This window comes from Variovorax paradoxus (assembly GCF_902712855.1).
Taxonomy (GTDB): Bacteria; Pseudomonadota; Gammaproteobacteria; order Burkholderiales; family Burkholderiaceae_C; genus Variovorax; species Variovorax paradoxus_Q.
The window spans coordinates 287,332-304,270 of record NZ_LR743507.1 but is presented as its reverse complement, the minus strand read 5'-3'; the positions used below and the strand labels follow the sequence as shown (position 1 = coordinate 304,270).

Genomic DNA, 16,939 nt, shown 5'->3' with positions numbered 1-16,939 from the left:
GAATACTGGATACTTCAGGTTTAAACAGAGCGGTGGCGGCCATGCCGCGCCGCGGTTCGCATGCAACGCCGGGCACTCTCCACACTTGTGCGGTTGGGCATCCCGATGCAAGCTCTCGGTTGTTGCTGACGAATCGAATATCCAGGTCTTCCCGACTTTTCAATGAGCATTGCGCGGTCCGCCTCTTCCTTGCAGCTCGCACGCGAGACGCGTGAGCGTTTCGTATCGGCCACGGAAGGCGCGATCGCGCCACTGGCCCGTTTGATCCGGGACCGCCTGACGGCCCTGTCCTCCGAGGCGGGCAATGCCCGCGCCATGCAGGAACATCGCGACGACTTCGTCGCCTTCCACGGCCAAGCCACCCAGTGGGTAACCCTCGCGCAGAACGGCTGGCGAAAGGCGCTGGGAACCGCGGCCGTCGGTGCTTCGGGCACGTCTTCGGCGTTGCGCCTCGAGCTGATCGGCGACGAGGTGGTCGAGAGCAACATTCTTTCGTCTCGCCTGGCGCAGATGATCCACGACAAGGCCAGCTTCGAGCTCAGCGACCTGCGCCTGCGCATCCAGCACCTCGAAGGCACGACCGAGCTCGATGCCAAGGACGTGCTCAAGCCTGAGACGCTCGCCAAGCTGCTGGTCGAGCAGTGGCTGGCGGCCGGTTTGAGCCGCGGGCTCTGGACTCGCGTGCAGGACACCGTGCAGCAGGGGTTGGTAGAGGTAGTGGTCAAGGCCTACCAGAGCGCCAATGCCTTCCTGATCGCCAACGGCGTGATGGAGGAAATCGATCTCAAGAGCTTCGTGCGCCGCACCGGCAATGCCAGCGGCGCGTCCACGGGCTCGGCAGCGTCCGCCAGCGTGCCGATGGACAGCGGCATGTCTGCCGGCCCGCACAGCGCGCAGCGCGCCGGCTTCGGCTTCGATGGGCACCAAGCCGCGTCGATGCCGGGTGGGGCGTCCAGCGCGACCACCACCGGTGGATCGCCGCTCATGGTCGCGCGGCAGCGCGCGCAGAACGCGCTGATGAATCTCAAGCGCTTCGTCACCGCGCGCATCGGCGGCGATGCCGGCGGCCCGTCCGTGCCCATGGCCGCCGACGGCCGTGCCACGGGAGGCGGCACCGGTGCGGGTGGTACGGCCAGCCAGGGTCCGGGCAGTGCGGCGCCGCGTGTCTTCTCGCGCACCTTCGCTGGTGCCATTGCGGATGCCGAGGTCGCTTACCGCATGGCCGCCACGCAGTACATGGACGGCAACGGCGAGCAGGCCACGCTGATCCAGCAGACCGCGGTCGACCTGCGCAGGCGCACCGCCGAACTCAAGAAGCGCGCACCCACCACCGCCGACAAGGCGACGGTCGAGATCGTCGCGCTGATGTTCCAGGCGATCCTGGCCGAGGAGCGCATTCCGTTCTCCGCCCGCGTCTGGTTCGCGCGCCTGCAGATGCCCGTGCTGCGCGTGGCCATCGCCGAGCCGGAGTTCTTCGGCACCCTGCAGCACCCTGCGCGCATGCTGATCGACCGCATGGGATCGTGCGTCATGGGCTTCGATGCCGCGGCCATCTCGGGCAGTGCCCTCGAAAACGAGATCAAGCGCGTGGTGCAGGTGATCGAGCAGTACCCGGAAACGGGCCAGCGCGTGTTCAAGCTGGTGTTCGACGAATTCGTCGCCTTCCTCAACCGCTACCTGACGCAGAGCGACACCACGCAGCGCGTGATGAGCGTGGCGCAGCAGGTGGAGCAGAAGGAGACGATGGCGATCCAGTACACCATCGAGTTGCGCAAGATGCTCAACGACATGCCGGTGCGCGACGAGATCCGCGAATTCCTGTTCAAGGTCTGGGCCGAAGTGCTGGCCATCGCCGCGCTGCGCTACGGCGCGCAGGGCGAGCAGACCGTCATGCTCAAGCGCGTGGCCTCCGAACTGGTCTGGGCCGCAAGCGCCAAGCCCAACCGCACCGACCGCGCTCGCGTGATCCAGGACCTGCCGCAACTGCTGCAGCGCCTGCGCCAGGGCATGGCGTTGCTGGGCATCGTCGACGAGCCGCAGGAAGCGCACATCAAGACCATCGGCGCCACGCTGTCCGACGCGTTCATGTCGAAGACCGAGGCGATTCCGCAGGCCAAGATCGAAGCCATGGCCGAGCGGCTGACGCATCTGGAAGATTTCGTGAGCGACGTGAGCGGCTCCGCCGACCTGCCGCTGGACGCCCACAGCATCGAGCTGCTGCTGGGCGTGGATGCCGCATCCATCGAGGTCATTCCCGACGCTGCAGGCACCAAGGTGTCCGAGGACATGCTGGCCTGGGCGCACGAGCTGCAGGTGGGCAACTGGTTCATGCTGGACCACAACGACCGCGTGAGCCAGGTCCAGTTCGTCTGGCGCAGCGATCGCAAGCAACTGCACCTGTTCGCGTCTGCGGACGGACGCAGCTTCCTGATCCAGGCAGGGCGGCTCGCCGCCTACCTGCAGGCTGGCCTGCTGGTGCCGGCCGAGGAAGAGACGCTCACGGTGCGCGCCACGCGCGAAGCGCTGGCCAAGCTCGATGCGAACCCCGAGCGGCTGCTGAACTAGCCCGCCCCGCCACCGGGTCAGTGGGCCACGCGGCCTTCGCGACTCTCGCAGAGTTCGTCGAGGACCAGCGCATCGGGCTCGATGCCGGTGCTCCAATGCACCATCAATACGATGATCTTGAGTTCGTCGATCGCGACCGGGTCGCCCGGCGCGGCCATCGCCCGTTCGACGACGATCTCGCGCATGCCGCAGGGCAATACGTCCGAGGACTCGAGGAAGCGGATGAAGCCGAGGCATTCGGCGCCCAGGTGTTCCTGCTCGGCCTGCGAGTAGACCCGCATGGAGCCCGCCGATTGAGGAAGGGCCGGCTCGGATGCGCCGCGCAGCGTGACCGTGGCGCTCGCCTCGTCGTCGGCGTTGCGCTCGATCTGCATGCCTTGCGTGGCAAGGCTCAGGCCGTCGAGCCAGTGAAGGGCTTCGCGGATCTCCTCCGCCTCGAAACCATGTGCGCTGAGCTTGCGGCCCAGCTGTTCGGGTTCGGGGCAGGCGTCGCCGCGCCAATAGTTCTCGTAGACAAAGACAAGCACTTCGAACATGGCCCCAATATAGCCCACGTTCGTGCGCCGCGAGCTACGTGGAAGCGCTTCGTTGGAAGAGCCCGCCGGGCAGCCGTGCGACATGGCCGTCGAGTTCGAGCTCGAGCATCTTCGCCTGCAGCGCGGCTGCACTCCAGCCTGTGCGCGCGCTCAGCGCGTCGAGGCTCACGGGGTCGAATCCGAGTGCGTCGAGCAACGGGTCTTCGGTGGCCGTGCCCGCATGTCCGTTGCCGCCGGCGGCGCGCGCCTGCAGCGGCGGCAGTTCCTCGAGGATGTCGCTCACCGACTCCACCAGCTTCGCCCCCTGGCGGATCAGCGCATGGCAGCCGCGCGACTGCGGCGAATGGATCGAACCCGGAATGGCAAACACTTCCTTGCCCTGTTCGGACGTGAGGCGCGCCGTGATGAGCGAGCCCGACTGCAGCGCCGCCTCGACCACCAGCGTACCGCGCGCCAGCCCGGCGATCAGCCGGTTGCGCTTCGGGAAGTTCTGCGTGAGCGGCGGCGTGCCCAGGGGCAGTTCGCTCACGATCAGGCCCTGCTGCGTGATGCGGTGCGCGAGGTCGCGGTGCCTTGCGGGGTAGACGCGATCGAGGCCTGTGCCGACCACGGCCACCGTGGCCAGCCGGGGCAGGTCGCCGGCCGCATCGAGTGCGCCCTGGTGCGCAGCGCCGTCGACGCCCAGCGCCAACCCGGACACCACCGGCAGGCCGGCATCGCCCAGTGCGCGGGCGAAGCTGCGTGCATTGGTGGCGCCTTGCGGCGTCGGGTTGCGGCTGCCCACCACGGCGATGCTGTGACCCAGCTGGGTGAGGTCGAAATCGGCGTTGCCGAGCAGGTAGAGCATCAACGGCGGATCGGCCGTTTCGAGCAGCGACGCGGGGTATCCGGGGTCGCCGAGCGTGACGATGCGGCGCGATGCTGCCGTGGCGCCGGCCGGGTTGCCCGAGCCGTCGTCCGTCGCCGCGTGGAGCCATTGCCAGGTCAGGTCGATCTGCGCCTGCAGGTTGGCCGGCGTCTGCTGCAATGCGTCGGCCTGGGCATGGGAAACGACCTCGCGCAGCGCCGCGTCCTGCTGCGCGAAGATGCGCTCGGGCAGCCCGAAGGCAGCGAGCAGGCGGCGCGCGCCAGCGTCACCGATGCCTGACGTCAGTGAAAGCCGCAGCCAGCCTGCGAGTTCTGCGCGTTCCAAACGAATGTGTGCGGGAAGGGATGCCGGCGTCGCGGGTCAGGGATTGACGAGGAAGTCGCCGGCGCGGGGAGTGTCGTTGATTTCCAGCACCAGCGCGTAGGACACTTTCTCGAAAGTGCGGAACACCATCAGCAGGCCGATGCGTTCGTTCGGCAGCTTGATCGTTTCCTTGCGGGCGCCGGTGCGGTCGAGGATCGTCTCGCCGTTCTTCAGGATGGCCAGCACGTGGCCGTTGTCGATGCCGTCGCGCGTGCCCTTGTTGATGGCCACGACCTGGTTCTGCGCTGCGAACTGCACCGCGTTGCCGTAGACCGAGACGATGCGCCCGTCGACCTGCGTCGACGGGGCGCGGGGCACGTAGCTCAGCAGCTGGCGCGGGGGCTCGGGCAGCAGGCGGTCGCCGGCGCGCATTTCCTCGCGCGACGCGATGATGTCGATGCTCGCGGGTACCACGGTGACGACGTCCTTGTCCTCCACCGTCTCGATGGTGGTCGACTCGCCGCGCTGCAGCCGGGCCTTGCCCAGGTACTGCGCCTCGTAGCCGAGGATTTCGCCCGTGCCGGGGTCCTTCAGCGGGGTGGCGTTGCGGAAGATCCGGAAGTTCTGCACCGGGCCGGCGGTCTCGACCAGGGGTGCCTCGGCGCTGCCGCGGGCATAGGCCCGGTCGCCGCGCGACAGCAGCACGCGGCTGTCGTTGCCCGCGACGATGCGCGGTGCGGCATCGAGCGTGCCGGCGTCGACCACGATGGGTTCGCTCAGGAAGGGTTCGATGATGCTCGGGTTGAGCGTGGGCAATGCCATGCCGGCCAGCGAGTCGAAGCGGGTGCGAGGTGACAGCTTGATGGTTCCGCCGTCGCCGCTGAAGCCGCCGCGGCGGGTGGTCAGGCGTGCGCGGCCGCCGCTCTTGTCCAGGTAGAGCACCTGGCCCGGATAGATCCGGTGCGGGTTGGCGATTTCGTTGATGTTCATGCCCCAGAGCTCAGGCCAGCGCCAGGGGCGCAGCAGATAGAGGCGCGAGATGGCCCAGAGCGTGTCGCCGGGCTTGATGGTGTACTCGTCGGGGGCGTTGGGTGCCAGTTCGCTCAGTGGCACGCCGGCCTGCGCTGTCTGCTGCGCCGTCGCGCGCTGCTGGGGCGTGACCGGATAGTTCTGTGCCCAGGCCGTCGTCGCGCCGCAACTGCCGATGACCGCAAGGGCGGTCAGCGTTGCAAGAAGAGACGGGCGCTGGCGGTCGGTGAAGCTGAGCTTTTTCATGTCTGGATGGTGAGCGCCCCGCAGTAGCGCGGCGCATACGAATCTCACAATTTGCTACGAATTCTGCGCTGAACCCCATGCGAGGGCAACGTTTTCGGACTCCGGGGGCCCGTCGCGTCGCGGAATTGGCGAAAATAGCCACAACTTCCCCCCGATTTCATGGCCAAACGAATCATTCTGAGTTACCCGGACAAGCGCCTGCATACGGTGGCCAAGCCGGTGCAGGGCGTCGACGCGCGCATCAAGACCCTCATCGCGGACATGCTGGAGACCATGTACGACGCCAACGGCATCGGCCTGGCGGCAACCCAGATCGACGTGCACGAGCGCCTGGTCGTCATCGATACCTCCGAGGAACGCAACGAACCGATCGTGCTGATCAACCCCGAGATCACCTGGGCCAGCGACGAAAAGGTGCTTAACGAAGAGGGCTGCCTCTCGGTGCCCGGCATCTACGACGGCGTGATGCGTTCCACCTCGGTGAAGGTGCAGGCGCTCGACGAGAACGGCGAGTCGCGCACCATCGAGGCCGACGGCCTGCTGGCGGTGTGCATCCAGCACGAACTCGACCATCTGCTGGGCAAGGTGTTCGTCGAATACCTGTCCCCCCTGAAGCGCAACCGCATCAAGAGCAAGCTGCTCAAGCAGCAGCGCGAAGAACTGCGCGAACGGGCCTGAACCCATGATCTTCCGTCGCTTCGGTTTCCTTGCCGCGCTGGCCCTTGCCGCCGGCCTCGGTCTCGCCGGTTGCGCGGGCGAGCCCACCCGCGTCCAGCCTGGCGCCTCTGCCGCCGACACCCTGCAGCGCCTGGGCCCGCCCACCGGCCGCTATCCGCTGACCGGCGGCGGCGAGCGCCTGCAGTACTCGCGCCTGCCCGCCGGCTTCGAGGTGACCGACATCGACGTCGATGCCTCCGGCAAGGTCGTGTCGGTGACGCAGGTGCTCAACGAAGGCCGCTTCGGCCACGACATCAAGGTCAACCAGTGGCGCCAGAACGACGTGATGGCGTTCTACGGCCGCCCCTATGAGATTTCCCGCGTGAGTTCCTTCGACGGCGCGGTCTGGACCTGGCGCTACAAGGCCGTGAACGAGCGCCGCATGCTGTACATCTACATCGATCCGACCGGCGTGGTCCGGCGCTATCACACGGGGGACGATCTCGATCTCGATCGGATCCGGGATTGAGCCGCCTGAGAGTCGTCTTCGCGGGCACGCCCGAGTTCGCGCGCGTCGCCCTGGAGGCCATTGCCGCCGCCGGGCATGACGTGGTGCTGGTCATGAGCCAGCCCGACCGCCCGGCCGGCCGCGGCATGAAGCTGCAGGCCTCGCCCGTCAAGCAATGCGCCGTGACCCACCACTGGCCGGTGGCGCAGCCGCGCAGCCTGCGGCTGGACGGCAAGTACCCCGACGAGGCCTCGGCCGCGCGCGACACGCTGCTCGCCGCCAGGCCCGACGTGATGGTGGTCGCCGCCTACGGCCTGATCCTGCCCCAGTGGGTGCTCGACCTGCCTGTGCACGGCTGCCTCAACATCCATGCGAGTCTCCTGCCGCGCTGGCGCGGCGCCGCGCCGATCCACCGTGCCATCGAGGCCGGCGACGCGCAGACCGGCATCACCATCATGCAGATGGACGCCGGCCTCGACACCGGCGACATGCTGTTGCGCGAGGCGCTCGACATCGGCAGCGACAACACCGCCCGCCTGCACGATCGCCTGGCCGACATGGGCGGCCGCATGATCGTCGAGGCGCTCGCGCGCATCGGCACCCTCACCCGTACGCCCCAGCCGGCCGAGGGCGTCACCTATGCCAGCAAGGTCGAGAAGCACGAGGCGCTGATCGACTGGGCACAGCCGGCCGAGGCCATCGTGCGCCGCATCCGCGCCTTCGATCCGTTCCCGGGCGCCAACAGCCCGCTCGACGGCGAGACCGTCAAGCTCTGGACCGCGCAGGCAGCGCCTTCTGCCGAATCGGCCGCGCCGGGAACCATCCTCGCGGTGACCGACGCCGGCGTCACCGTGGCCGCCGCCGATGCGGCCGTGACCGTCACCGAACTTCAGCGACCGGGTGGCAAGCGCCTGGCCGTGGCCGATTTCCTGCGCGGCTTCGACCTGAAGCCCGGGCAGGCGTTCGGCTGATGTTCCTCTCGCAAAGCATCCGCGGCCGCCCCGAATTCCGCATCGGCGTGCGCGACATGTCGCCGGTAGCCATGGGCATCGGCGCCTGGGGGCTCATGACCGGCGTCGCCATGGTCAAGTCGAACATGAGCGTGGTCGAGGCGCTGGCCATGACGCTGCTCGTGTATGCAGGCAGCTCGCAGCTCGCGGCCATTCCGCTGCTGTTCGCGGGCGCGCCGGCCTGGGTCATCCTGGCGACGGGCTTCTGCGTCAACCTGCGCTTCGTGGTGTTCAGCCTGCACCTGCGCCCCTACCTCATGCACATGCCGCGCTGGCGCCGCATGCTGCACGGCTACCTCACGGCGGACATGAGCTATGCGCTGTTCACCAAGAAGTACCCGAAGCCGCCGCTGACCATTGCCGAGCAGGAGGCGCAGGAGGCCTACCTCACCGGCAACTACTTCGTGACCTGGTGCGCCTGGATGGGCATGAGCCTGCTGGGCGTCGCGCTCGCCAACTTCATCCCGCAGAACTGGGGCCTGAGCTTTGCCGGCGTGCTAAGCCTGGTGGCCATCGTCTGCTCCATGGCGACCACGCGGCTGCGCGTGCTCGCCGCCCTCATCGCCGGCGCCACGGCGGTCGCCGCCTACGCGCTGCCGCTGAAGCTCAACATCGTCGTGGCCATCGGCGTCGCAGTGCTGCTGTGCTTCTGGCTCGAGAAGCAGTTCGGCCTCGATCCCGACGCGGAGGATGACAAGTGAGCGCCGCGCGGCCGCCCGGAGGCGCTCGCCCCCTCCGTCCGGAGGGGGTAGGCGAAGCGACACGCAGTGCGCGCAGGCTGGGGGAGGAGAACTACCTGAGCGCCGCGCGGCCGCCCGGAGGCGCTCGCCCCCCTCGCCCGGAGGGGGGTGGCGAAGCGACACGAAGTGCGTGCAGAGTGGGGGAGGCAGGCAAATGAGCACCGCCAACGCAACCACCGACTGGTGGACCCTCGGCGTGATCGTCGGGCTCGCGCTCGTCACGGTGCTCACGCGCTGCTTCTTCTTCATCCTCGACCGGCCCTGGGGCCTGCCCGAGTGGGCGCACCGTGCGCTGCACTACGCGCCGGCCGCTGCGCTCGCGGGGGTGATCGCGCCCGAGATCGTCATGACGCAGGGCCACCTCGTCACCACGCTGCACGACGCGCGCCTGTATGCGGCGGTGGTCGGCGCGGCTTACTTCTACTGGCGCCGCGGCGTGCTCGGCACCATGCTCGCGGGCATGGCGGTGTATTTGCCGCTGCACCTCGGCCTCGGCTGGTAGCACGCGGCCGGCGCGGCCGGGGGCTCATCAGTCCAGCTTCACGCCTGCGGTCTTGATGATCTGCCCCCAGCGGTCGCTTTCCGCGCGCGAGAGCTTGTAGAAGTCCTGCGGCGTGCCGGGGAGCGCCTCGAAGCCGAAATCGGCGAAAAGCTTTACCACCTTCGGCGCCTTCATCGCCTTGTGCAGCTCGGCATTGAGCCGCGCCACCGCCTCGGGCGGCATGCCGGCCGGCCCGATCAGCCCGTGGAAGGCGTAAGCGTTGACGTCGCTGAAGCCGGCCTCCACGAAGGTCGGCACGTCGGGCAGGGCGCCCGCGCGCTGCGGCAGTGCAATGGCCAGCACCCGGACCTTGCCCGACCGGATGATCGGCAATCCCGAGGCCAGGTCGAGCATCATCGTCGGCACCTGGCCGCCCATCACGTCGGTCATGGCGGGCGCGGCGCCCTTGTACGGCACGTGCGTGATCGTCAGGCCCGCCTTCTGCTTGAAGAGCTCCATCGCCATGTGGTGCGGCGAACCGTTGCCGGGCGAGGCATAGCTCACCTTGTCGGGGTTGGCCTTCACGTAGCGCACGAACTCGGCCACGGTCTTCGCCGGAAAGTCGGGGTGCACCACCAGCGCCACCGGGAAGCGGCCGATGGTGCCGATGTAGGTGAAGTCACTCGCGGGCTTGTACGGCAGCTTGGCGAACATGTGTTCGTTGAACAGCAGCGCGGCGTTCTCGGCCTGCATGATCGTGTAGCCGTCGGGCCGGGCCTGCATCATCACCGAGACGCCGATGTTGGTGGACGCGCCCGGCCGGTTGTCGATGATGAGCGGCTGCCCGAGCGACGGCTGCATCGCCTCCGCCAGCGAGCGCGCGAGGTTGTCGGTGCCGCCGCCGGCCACGTAGGGCACGATCCACTTGACCGGCTGGGTCGGGTAGGTCGCCGGCTGTGCCGATGCGAGGCTGGTGGCCAGCGCGAGCGCCGCGCCGATCAGGGGAAGTAGTCGCTTCATCGTCTGTCGTCTCCGTTGCTTGTCTTGAATCGGTTCGGTCGGTTCGGTCGGTTCGTTCCGGCCCAGGTCATTCGCCGCGCAGGACCTGCCAGAGCTCGCGGTCGCGTTCGGCGGTCCACACCACGGGGTGCTCGATGCCGCGCAGCTCGTCATAGGCGCGCGACACGTCGAAAGGCAGCACGTGCTGGAACACCGGCCAAGTGCCGAAGCGCGGTGCCATCGCGGCTTCGGCGCGCGCGAAGCAGCCCTTGAGCGTGTCGCCCGCGGCGATGCCGGCCTTCACGCTGTCGAGCAGCGTCGACAGGAAGGCCTTGGTGAGCCCGATGGCCTCGGCGCAGGCCGCTTCGTCCTGCAGCACCGCGCCGCGCCCGGGCACCAGCACGCGCGGGTTCAGCGCACGCACCGCGTCGAGCGTGCCGGCCCAGTCGCCGATGTAGGCGTCGCCCGCGTACACGCCGCAATGGTTCTCGACCACGTCGCCCGAGAACAGCACGCCGCAGTCGGGCAGCCATGCGACGGTGTCGCCGCTCGAATGCCCGCGGCCCAGTGCCATCAGCCGCAGCTCGCGGCCCGTGCCGGGGCGGGGGCCGAGCCACAGGCTCATCTCGCCATGGAAGCTGGTCGTCGGAAAGGTGAGGCCCGGAATCTCTTCCACGCCCGCGAACAGGCGCGGAAAGCGGCCGACTTCCGAGTCGAAGTCGGCCTGCCCGCGGGTGCGGATCCAGTCGAGCGTGCCGTTGCTCGCGATGATCTGCTCCACCTCGTCGAAGGCGTTCGCGCCCATCACGCGCACTGCGTGGTAGTGGGTGAGCACGATGGTCTTGATCGGCTTGTCGGTCACCGTGCGGATGGCAGAGAGAAAGTCGCGCGCCATGCGCGGCGTGGGGCGCGTGTCGATCAGCACCACCTGCTCGTCGCCGACGACGAAGCCGCAGTTGGGGTCGAAGTCGCTGATGTAGCCCCAGGCGCCAGGCGCGAGTTCGTGCAGCCGGGGCTTCTGCTCGCGGGTGTCCGAGGCGGACGCGAAGGAAACGGTCGTGGTCATGGGGTGTTCGTTGTCGTGGGGTCTTCTTCGGCGGCCGCGCGGATGCAGGCGAGCAGCACGTCCTGGTCGGCGCACTGGTTGGCCAGCAGCAGCACGAGGCGGGCGTTGAGGTCGGCGCTCTGCGCCTCGGTGCGGCCTTCATGCGCCGCGAGCAGCGCTGCGTAGAAGCCGTCGGGATCGGGAATGCGGGGCTCGGTGATCATGGGGCGGAGTCGTGGGCGAGGGCGACGTGCAGCGCGGCCGCGATGGTGTCCGGCGTGGCGTTCGCGAGCACGGCGGCGCAGTAGGCATCGGGCCGCACCAGCGCGAAGCCGCCTGCGCCGCCGATGCCGAGATGGGTGGCGAGCCGGTCGTCGGCCTGCAGCGTGGGCAGGCCGCTGTCGCCGCCGATGGCCAGCAGGCGCAGAGGCAGCGAGGCCGTGGCCTCGCGCGCCGCATCGGCCTGCGCGCGCGCAGGCGAGAACCACAGGCCGAGGCACCGGGTGCCGTCGGCGAGCAACTGCATCAGCGTGGTCTCGCGGCCGTCGGCCCAGCGCAGCGGCAGGTTCTGGACCGTGCGCCCGCCATCGGGCAACGCCGGCGCGGCGGGGTAATCGTTGGCGACCGACATGCGCCCGGTATTCACCAGCGTGCGCGCGAAGGGATGGCGCGCGGCCAGCGCGACCACGGCGCGGCGCAGCGTGTGCTCGGCCGGCGAGCGCGGCGCAAGAAAGCGCGCGGAGCGGCTCGTCACCTGCAGGTTCTGCTTCGCGGCGGGGTGGCGTTCCGCGTCGTAGCTGTCGAGCAGCGTGTCGCCGGCATGGCCCTGCGCCACCAGCGCGAGCTTCCAGCCGAGGTTGGCCGCGTCCTGGATGCCGCTGTTGCCGCCGCGCGCACCGAACGGACTCACCACGTGTGCCGCATCGCCGATGAAGAACACGCGGCCGTGCCTGAAGCTGTCGAGCAGGTGGTCGCGGTAGCCGTAGGGGCCGATCCACACGAACTCGAACTCCACGTCGGGCCCGAGCTGTTCGCGCAGCCGCGCGCCGGCCACCTCCGGCCGGCTGATGGCGGCCGTGTCGCAGTCCTCGGGCATCTGGTAGTCGATGCGCCACACGCCGTCGGCCATCAGGTGCTGCCACACGCCGCGGCCCTCGTTGAACGGCGCGTCGACCCAGGTCCAGCGCTCGGTGGGCAGCGGCTTGCGAAAGCGGACGTCGCTGATGCACCAGCGGTCGGTGCTGCGCGAGGAATGCGCGTCGATGCCGAGCTGCGTGCGGATCGCGCTGTTGGCGCCGGTCGCGTCGATCAGGCGGTCGACTTCGATCGTGTAGCTGCCGGCGGGCGTCTCGATGTCCAGGCGCACACCGTCGGCGAGCGGCTCGACGCGCGTGACGCGGCTCTTCCAGCGCACGTCGGTCAGGCCGAGCTCGAGGATGCGCTCCACCAGGAACCACTCGATATAGAACTGCTGCAGGTTGATGAACGGCGGCTGCCTCGAGACGCTGTTCGCCTGCAGGTTGAAGTTGTAGACCTCCTGATCGCCGGAGAAGGTGCGCCCGAACGACCAGGTGATGCCCTTGGCCGCGATGCGCTCGTAGATGCCCAGGCGCTCGAAGATCTCCAGGCTCTTCTGCGCGTAGCAGATGCCGCGCGACGAGGCGCCGCGCACGCCCACGGTGTCGTCCTCGTCGAGCAGCACAGCGCGCACACCGCGCTGCGCGAGGTCGCAGGCGAGCGTGAGGCCCGAAGGACCGGCGCCGACGATCACGATCGGGTGGCGCACGGGCTTCGTGCTGTTCAGTTCGGGCGGCGGCGTGAAAGGCCAGCTCGGCAGCTCGTAGGCCGGCGCGAATGCAAAGGTCTCCATGGTCTTCTTAGAGCGCGTGCGCGAATTCGGCGATGGCGTCCGCCGCCTCCAGCACCAGCCCGGGCTGTCCCGCGAGGTAGTGGTTGCCGCCAACGATGTCGACATTGCGGATGCGCGCGCCGCCCGCTGCCATCCAGGCGTCGCGAGTGCTGGGAAAGGTCGACTGGTCGCCCGTGTAGGTCAGCAGCAGCTTGGGCACCGTGGTGCGCGCGAGATTGGTCGGCCCGTCGGCCTGCGAGCGCGACGACCATTGCGAGAGGAACGCGGTCAGCGAGGTGGTGCGGCCCATGGCATTGGCCGAGTAGTTCACCTGGCGTGCGTCGCCCCATACGCTGCCGGGCAGCCGGTCGTTCGCGTCGAGCGAGAGGTCGACGCAGCGCGGGTCGGCGTGCGTGCGGTAGATGACGAAGGCCTGGTCGCGCGGCGCACCCGGCGTCTTGCGCAGCAGCGCGAGGCGGTCGACGGCCCACCGCTCGATGCGGTCGAGCCGCGCGCGCTGCGCCGCGCCGAAGCGCGCGAGAAAGTCGCTGTCATACGGCACGCGGTGGCGCGCGTCGTACATGTCGAGTTCGGGATCGACGGAGAGCGGGTCGTGCTCGTCGGTGACCGAGGGATCGATCCAGTCGCGCATGAGCCGCGTGCGGCCCAGGTGAGCGGCGCACAGCGCGATGCCGTCCACGGGCGGCAGGTCGCCGGGATGCAGGTGCGTCGGGTCGCCGTCGGGCAGGTGCGTGGCGGTGAGCCGCTCGGCCTGCGCCTGGTAGAAGGCCGCCAGCGCGGCGCCGCCCGAGTTGCCGACCAGCAGCACCTTCTCGTAGCCGGCCGCGCGCAGGTGCTGCACGCCGGCGCCCAGATCCTGGATGGCGCGCTCCATCAGCAGCACGGTGTCGTTGCCCACGAAGCGCGAGTTGAGTCCCATGCAGCAGATGCCGTGCTCGGCCAGCGGGCCGATCAGGTAGTGGCCCATGAAGTTGCTGGTCGGATGCATCACGATGGCCGCGACCTTCTTCGGTCCCGGCGGTGCGCGGAAGGCGCCGTAGATGCGCGGGCGCAGCATCTGCAGGCCCGACTGGCTCTCCATGGCCGCGCCGGGCTTCACGTCGATGACGGCGAGTTGCAGTTCAGACATCCGATGCGCCTTTCGATGCTGCGGCAGCGGCGCGCAGGCCGGCCTTGCGCGCGGTCCACGCGTCGAGGTCGGCGCGCGCGCGCAGGGCATGCGCGTCCATCTCGGCCTGCGGCACGGTCGGCGTGGTCAGTTCCACGCGGATGCCGTTGGGGTCGAAGAAGTAGATCGATTCGATGATGTGGTGGTCGGTCACGCCCAGCACTTCGACGCCTGCGCCTTCGAGCCGCGCCTTGGCGGCCAGCAGGTCGGCCACCGAATCGACGCGCAGCGCGATGTGGTTCACCCACGCCGGCGTGTTGGGCGAGGGCAGCGCGGCGACGTCGTCGCCCAGGTCGAAGAAGGCGATGTACGAGCCGTCGCGCATCTGGAAGAAGATGTGCACGTAGGGGCAGTACTCGCCGGTGCTCGGCACGTGGTCGCTCTTGATGACGTGGGCCAGCGGCAGGCCCAGCAGGTCTTCGTAGAAGCGGCGTGTTTCCTCGCCGCCGCGGCAGCGCCAGGCGAAATGGTGCAGCCCCGTACTGGGGCGCGGGCGGGTGGGCCGTGGGGCGGTCGTCGTCGGCATGCGTGTCTCCGTGGAGCCGCGATTGGGCGACGTTGCGTCTTATGATGCAATCGAAATTAATTCATCGATTGATGAAATAACCATATATATGAATCTCACCCTGCGCCAGTTGCGCGCCTTCGCCGCGGTGGCCGAGAGCGGCAGCTTCACTGCCGCCGCGCAGCAGCTGCATCTCACGCAGTCGGCGCTCAGCGTGCTGGTGCGCGAACTCGAGCGCGAGATGGGCGTGCAGCTGCTCGACCGCAACACCCGCAGCGTCCAGCTCTCGGAAGCGGGGCGCGAATTCCTGCCCTCGGTGCACCGCCTGCTCGGCGATCTGGCGGGCGCGGTGGCCGGCGTGACCGATTTGCGTGACAAGAAGAAAGGGCTGTTGCGGCTTGCGGCGCCGCAGCTCATGGCCTGCACGCTGATGCCGCGCGTGATCGCCGCCTACCGCGCGCGGTATCCGGACGTCGATGTCCGCCTGGCCGACACGCTGCCCGAGCATCTGCTGGCAGGCGTGTCGGCGGGCGATGTCGAACTGGCCGTGGGGCAAGACGTGGCCGTGGACGGCGCCATCGAGCGCCGCACGCTGTTCCGCGACCGGCACTGGCTGATCTGCCCGCCGGATCACGCCTTCGCCAGGCGCCGCAAGGTGCGCTGGCACGAGCTGTCGCCCTACACCTTCATCGCGCCCACGCGCGATTTCCGCCAGCGCGCGCTGCCCGAACTGGGCGCTCAGGAGCGCGAATACCTGCTGCGCGCAGGAACTCAGGAGGTGTCGTACATGACCACTGCACTCGGCATGGTGGCCTCGGGGCTCGGGCTCACGGTCTGCCCGACCTACTCCGCGCCGCTGGTGCGTGCCCACGGGCTGCAGATGGTGAAGCTCGAATCGCCCGATTTCCACCGCGAGGTGTGCGTCTACAGCGCGGCGCGCCGAACCCTGTCGCCGGCGGCTGCCAGCTTCGTGGAGATCCTGGAAGGTTTCGCCAGGGCGCAGCCGAAGGCCTAGCGCAATGGGCATCTCAAGGCCGAAAAGCATCAGAACACCGCAAGAGGCGTACAGGGCTGCGGCGGGGTGAAACCTACAATGCAGGCCGACCCGTCTTCCACCTCCTCCAGATCCATGAACGTCATTCGATTCACCGACCTCTGCGCACAGGGCAAAGCCGCCGGCCAGCGCGTCTTCATCCGTGCCGACCTCAACGTGCCGCAGGACGACGCCGGCAACATCACCGAGGACACGCGCATCCGCGCTTCCGTGCCCTGCATCCAGCTCGCGCTGGACGCCGGCGCGGCCGTGATGGTCACGTCGCACCTGGGCCGCCCGACCGAGGGCGAGTTCAAGCCCGAGGACTCGCTGGCGCCCGTCGCCAGGCGCCTGGGCGAACTGCTCGGCCGCGAGGTTCCGCTGATCGCCAACTGGGTCGACGGCGTCGACGTCAAGCCCGGCCAGGTCGTGCTGCTCGAGAACTGCCGCGTCAACAAGGGCGAGAAGAAGAACGACGAGGCGCTGGCGCGCAAACTGGCCGCGCTGACCGACATCTACGTGAACGACGCCTTCGGCACCGCGCACCGCGCCGAGGCCACCACCTACGGCATCGCGCAGTTCGCCAAGATCGCCGCGGCGGGCCCGCTGCTGGCGGCCGAGATCGACGCCATCACCAAGGCGCTGGCGCAACCCAAGCGGCCGCTGGTGGCCATCGTGGCGGGCTCGAAGGTGAGCACCAAGCTCACCATCCTCAAGAGCCTGTCGGCCAACGTCGACCAGCTCATCGTGGGCGGCGGCATCGCCAACACGTTCATGCTGGCGGCGGGCCTGAAGATCGGCAAGTCGCTGGCCGAGCCCGACCTGGTCGACCAGGCCAAGGCCGTCATCGAAGCCATGCGCGCGCGCGGCGCCGACGTGCCGATCCCGGTGGACGTGGTCACGGCCAAGACCTTCGCGGCCGATGCGGCAGCCACCGTCAAGGACGCCAGCGACGTGGCCGACGACGACCTGATTCTGGACATCGGCCCGAAGACGGCCGCCCAACTGGCCGCGCAACTGCGCGAGGCGGGCACCATCGTCTGGAACGGCCCGGTGGGCGTGTTCGAGTTCGACGCGTTCGCGGGTGGCACCAAGGCGATCGCGCAGGCCATTGCCGAGAGCAGTGCGTTCTCGATCGCCGGCGGCGGCGACACGCTCGCGGCCATCGCCAAGTACGGCATCGAGAAGCAGGTCGGCTACATCTCGACCGGCGGCGGTGCTTTCCTCGAGGTGCTGGAAGGCAAGACCCTGCCAGCCTTCGAAATCCTGGCCAAGCGCGCGGCCGGTTGATCTCCGGCGCGGCGGGTCGCCGTCCGGCGAAAGCCCGGGAGGCGACTATCGCCGGACACACAAAGTGTATACAGTAGCGGATACAA

General features: G+C 68.9%; 17 protein-coding genes. 8 read left to right on the top strand and 9 right to left on the bottom strand.

Annotated features, from left to right (window positions below; translation table 11 throughout):
• Positions 1–162 precede the first annotated feature (162 nt).
• Positions 163–2,565, top strand: coding sequence for a DUF1631 family protein (locus tag AACL56_RS01490; RefSeq protein ID WP_339088069.1), 2,403 nt, complete (start codon positions 163–165; stop codon positions 2,563–2,565).
• A 17-nt stretch (positions 2,566–2,582) separates the two neighbouring features.
• Here AACL56_RS01490 and AACL56_RS01485 read toward each other — a convergent pair whose 3' ends face one another.
• Genes AACL56_RS01485 through AACL56_RS01475 form a run of 3 tightly spaced genes read right to left on the bottom strand, consistent with a single transcriptional unit; the run spans position 2,583 to position 5,547 of the window.
• Entirely contained in the window at positions 2,583–3,101 is a 519-nt protein-coding gene (locus tag AACL56_RS01485; RefSeq protein ID WP_339088068.1) for a DUF494 family protein, read from the bottom strand.
• 34 nt (positions 3,102–3,135) lie between these two features.
• Positions 3,136–4,293: a DNA-processing protein DprA gene (gene dprA / locus AACL56_RS01480; RefSeq protein ID WP_339088067.1), complete on the bottom strand. Its 1,158-nt coding sequence runs from the start codon at positions 4,291–4,293 to the stop codon at positions 3,136–3,138.
• Positions 4,294–4,329: 36 nt separating this feature from the next.
• On the bottom strand, positions 4,330–5,547 hold the full coding sequence (locus AACL56_RS01475) for a LysM peptidoglycan-binding domain-containing protein (protein WP_339088066.1): 1,218 nt from the start codon (positions 5,545–5,547) through the stop codon (positions 4,330–4,332).
• A 159-nt stretch (positions 5,548–5,706) separates the two neighbouring features.
• Here AACL56_RS01475 and def point away from each other — a divergent pair, with 159 nt between their 5' ends.
• The 5 genes from def to AACL56_RS01450 all read left to right on the top strand — a co-directional run bounded on the left by def (position 5,707) and on the right by AACL56_RS01450 (position 8,964).
• Entirely contained in the window at positions 5,707–6,225 is a 519-nt protein-coding gene (def, locus tag AACL56_RS01470) for a peptide deformylase (protein ID WP_339088065.1), read from the top strand.
• Between the two features lie 4 nt (positions 6,226–6,229).
• Positions 6,230–6,733 carry a hypothetical protein gene (locus tag AACL56_RS01465; RefSeq protein ID WP_339088064.1) on the top strand — a complete coding sequence of 168 codons (504 nt, stop codon included), beginning with the start codon at positions 6,230–6,232 and terminating at the stop codon, positions 6,731–6,733.
• Complete coding sequence (fmt, locus tag AACL56_RS01460) at positions 6,730–7,683, top strand: methionyl-tRNA formyltransferase (protein WP_339088063.1); 954 nt, start codon at positions 6,730–6,732, stop codon at positions 7,681–7,683. The genes AACL56_RS01465 and fmt overlap by 4 nt, the downstream gene beginning before the upstream one ends.
• A complete protein-coding gene (locus AACL56_RS01455) occupies positions 7,683–8,423 on the top strand; it encodes an AzlC family ABC transporter permease (RefSeq protein ID WP_339088062.1) in 741 nt (246 codons plus the stop codon). Before fmt ends, AACL56_RS01455 begins: the two co-directional genes overlap by 1 nt.
• Positions 8,424–8,616: 193 nt before the next feature.
• On the top strand, positions 8,617–8,964 hold the full coding sequence (locus AACL56_RS01450; protein ID WP_339088061.1) for an AzlD domain-containing protein: 348 nt from the start codon (positions 8,617–8,619) through the stop codon (positions 8,962–8,964).
• A 27-nt stretch (positions 8,965–8,991) separates the two neighbouring features.
• On the opposite strand, the gene AACL56_RS01445 is transcribed toward AACL56_RS01450, so the two are convergent.
• The 6 genes from AACL56_RS01445 to AACL56_RS01420 all read right to left on the bottom strand — a co-directional run bounded on the left by AACL56_RS01445 (position 8,992) and on the right by AACL56_RS01420 (position 14,551).
• Positions 8,992–9,963: a Bug family tripartite tricarboxylate transporter substrate binding protein gene (locus AACL56_RS01445; RefSeq protein ID WP_339088060.1), complete on the bottom strand. Its 972-nt coding sequence runs from the start codon at positions 9,961–9,963 to the stop codon at positions 8,992–8,994.
• 67 nt (positions 9,964–10,030) lie between these two features.
• Positions 10,031–11,008 (bottom strand): MBL fold metallo-hydrolase, encoded by a 978-nt coding sequence (locus AACL56_RS01440; protein WP_339088059.1) that lies wholly within the window; start codon positions 11,006–11,008, stop codon positions 10,031–10,033.
• The gene (locus tag AACL56_RS01435; protein WP_339088058.1) at positions 11,005–11,211 is read right to left on the bottom strand and encodes a DUF2783 domain-containing protein; all 207 of its coding nucleotides are present in this window, start codon (positions 11,209–11,211) and stop codon (positions 11,005–11,007) included. The genes AACL56_RS01440 and AACL56_RS01435 overlap by 4 nt, the downstream gene beginning before the upstream one ends.
• Positions 11,208–12,857 (bottom strand): FAD-dependent oxidoreductase, encoded by a 1,650-nt coding sequence (locus AACL56_RS01430; protein WP_339088057.1) that lies wholly within the window; start codon positions 12,855–12,857, stop codon positions 11,208–11,210. Before AACL56_RS01430 ends, AACL56_RS01435 begins: the two co-directional genes overlap by 4 nt.
• 7 nt (positions 12,858–12,864) lie before the next feature.
• Entirely contained in the window at positions 12,865–13,986 is a 1,122-nt protein-coding gene (locus AACL56_RS01425) for an alpha/beta hydrolase family protein (RefSeq protein WP_339088056.1), read from the bottom strand.
• The gene (locus AACL56_RS01420; protein WP_339088055.1) at positions 13,979–14,551 is read right to left on the bottom strand and encodes a VOC family protein; all 573 of its coding nucleotides are present in this window, start codon (positions 14,549–14,551) and stop codon (positions 13,979–13,981) included. Before AACL56_RS01420 ends, AACL56_RS01425 begins: the two co-directional genes overlap by 8 nt.
• Positions 14,552–14,639: 88 nt before the next feature.
• On the opposite strand from AACL56_RS01420, the gene AACL56_RS01415 reads away from it, so the two are divergent.
• Together AACL56_RS01415 and AACL56_RS01410 are read left to right on the top strand one after the other, a co-directional pair.
• Positions 14,640–15,545 carry a LysR family transcriptional regulator gene (locus tag AACL56_RS01415; protein WP_339088054.1) on the top strand — a complete coding sequence of 302 codons (906 nt, stop codon included), beginning with the start codon at positions 14,640–14,642 and terminating at the stop codon, positions 15,543–15,545.
• Positions 15,546–15,659: 114 nt separating this feature from the next.
• Entirely contained in the window at positions 15,660–16,853 is a 1,194-nt protein-coding gene (locus AACL56_RS01410; RefSeq protein ID WP_339088053.1) for a phosphoglycerate kinase, read from the top strand.
• Positions 16,854–16,939 lie beyond the last annotated feature (86 nt).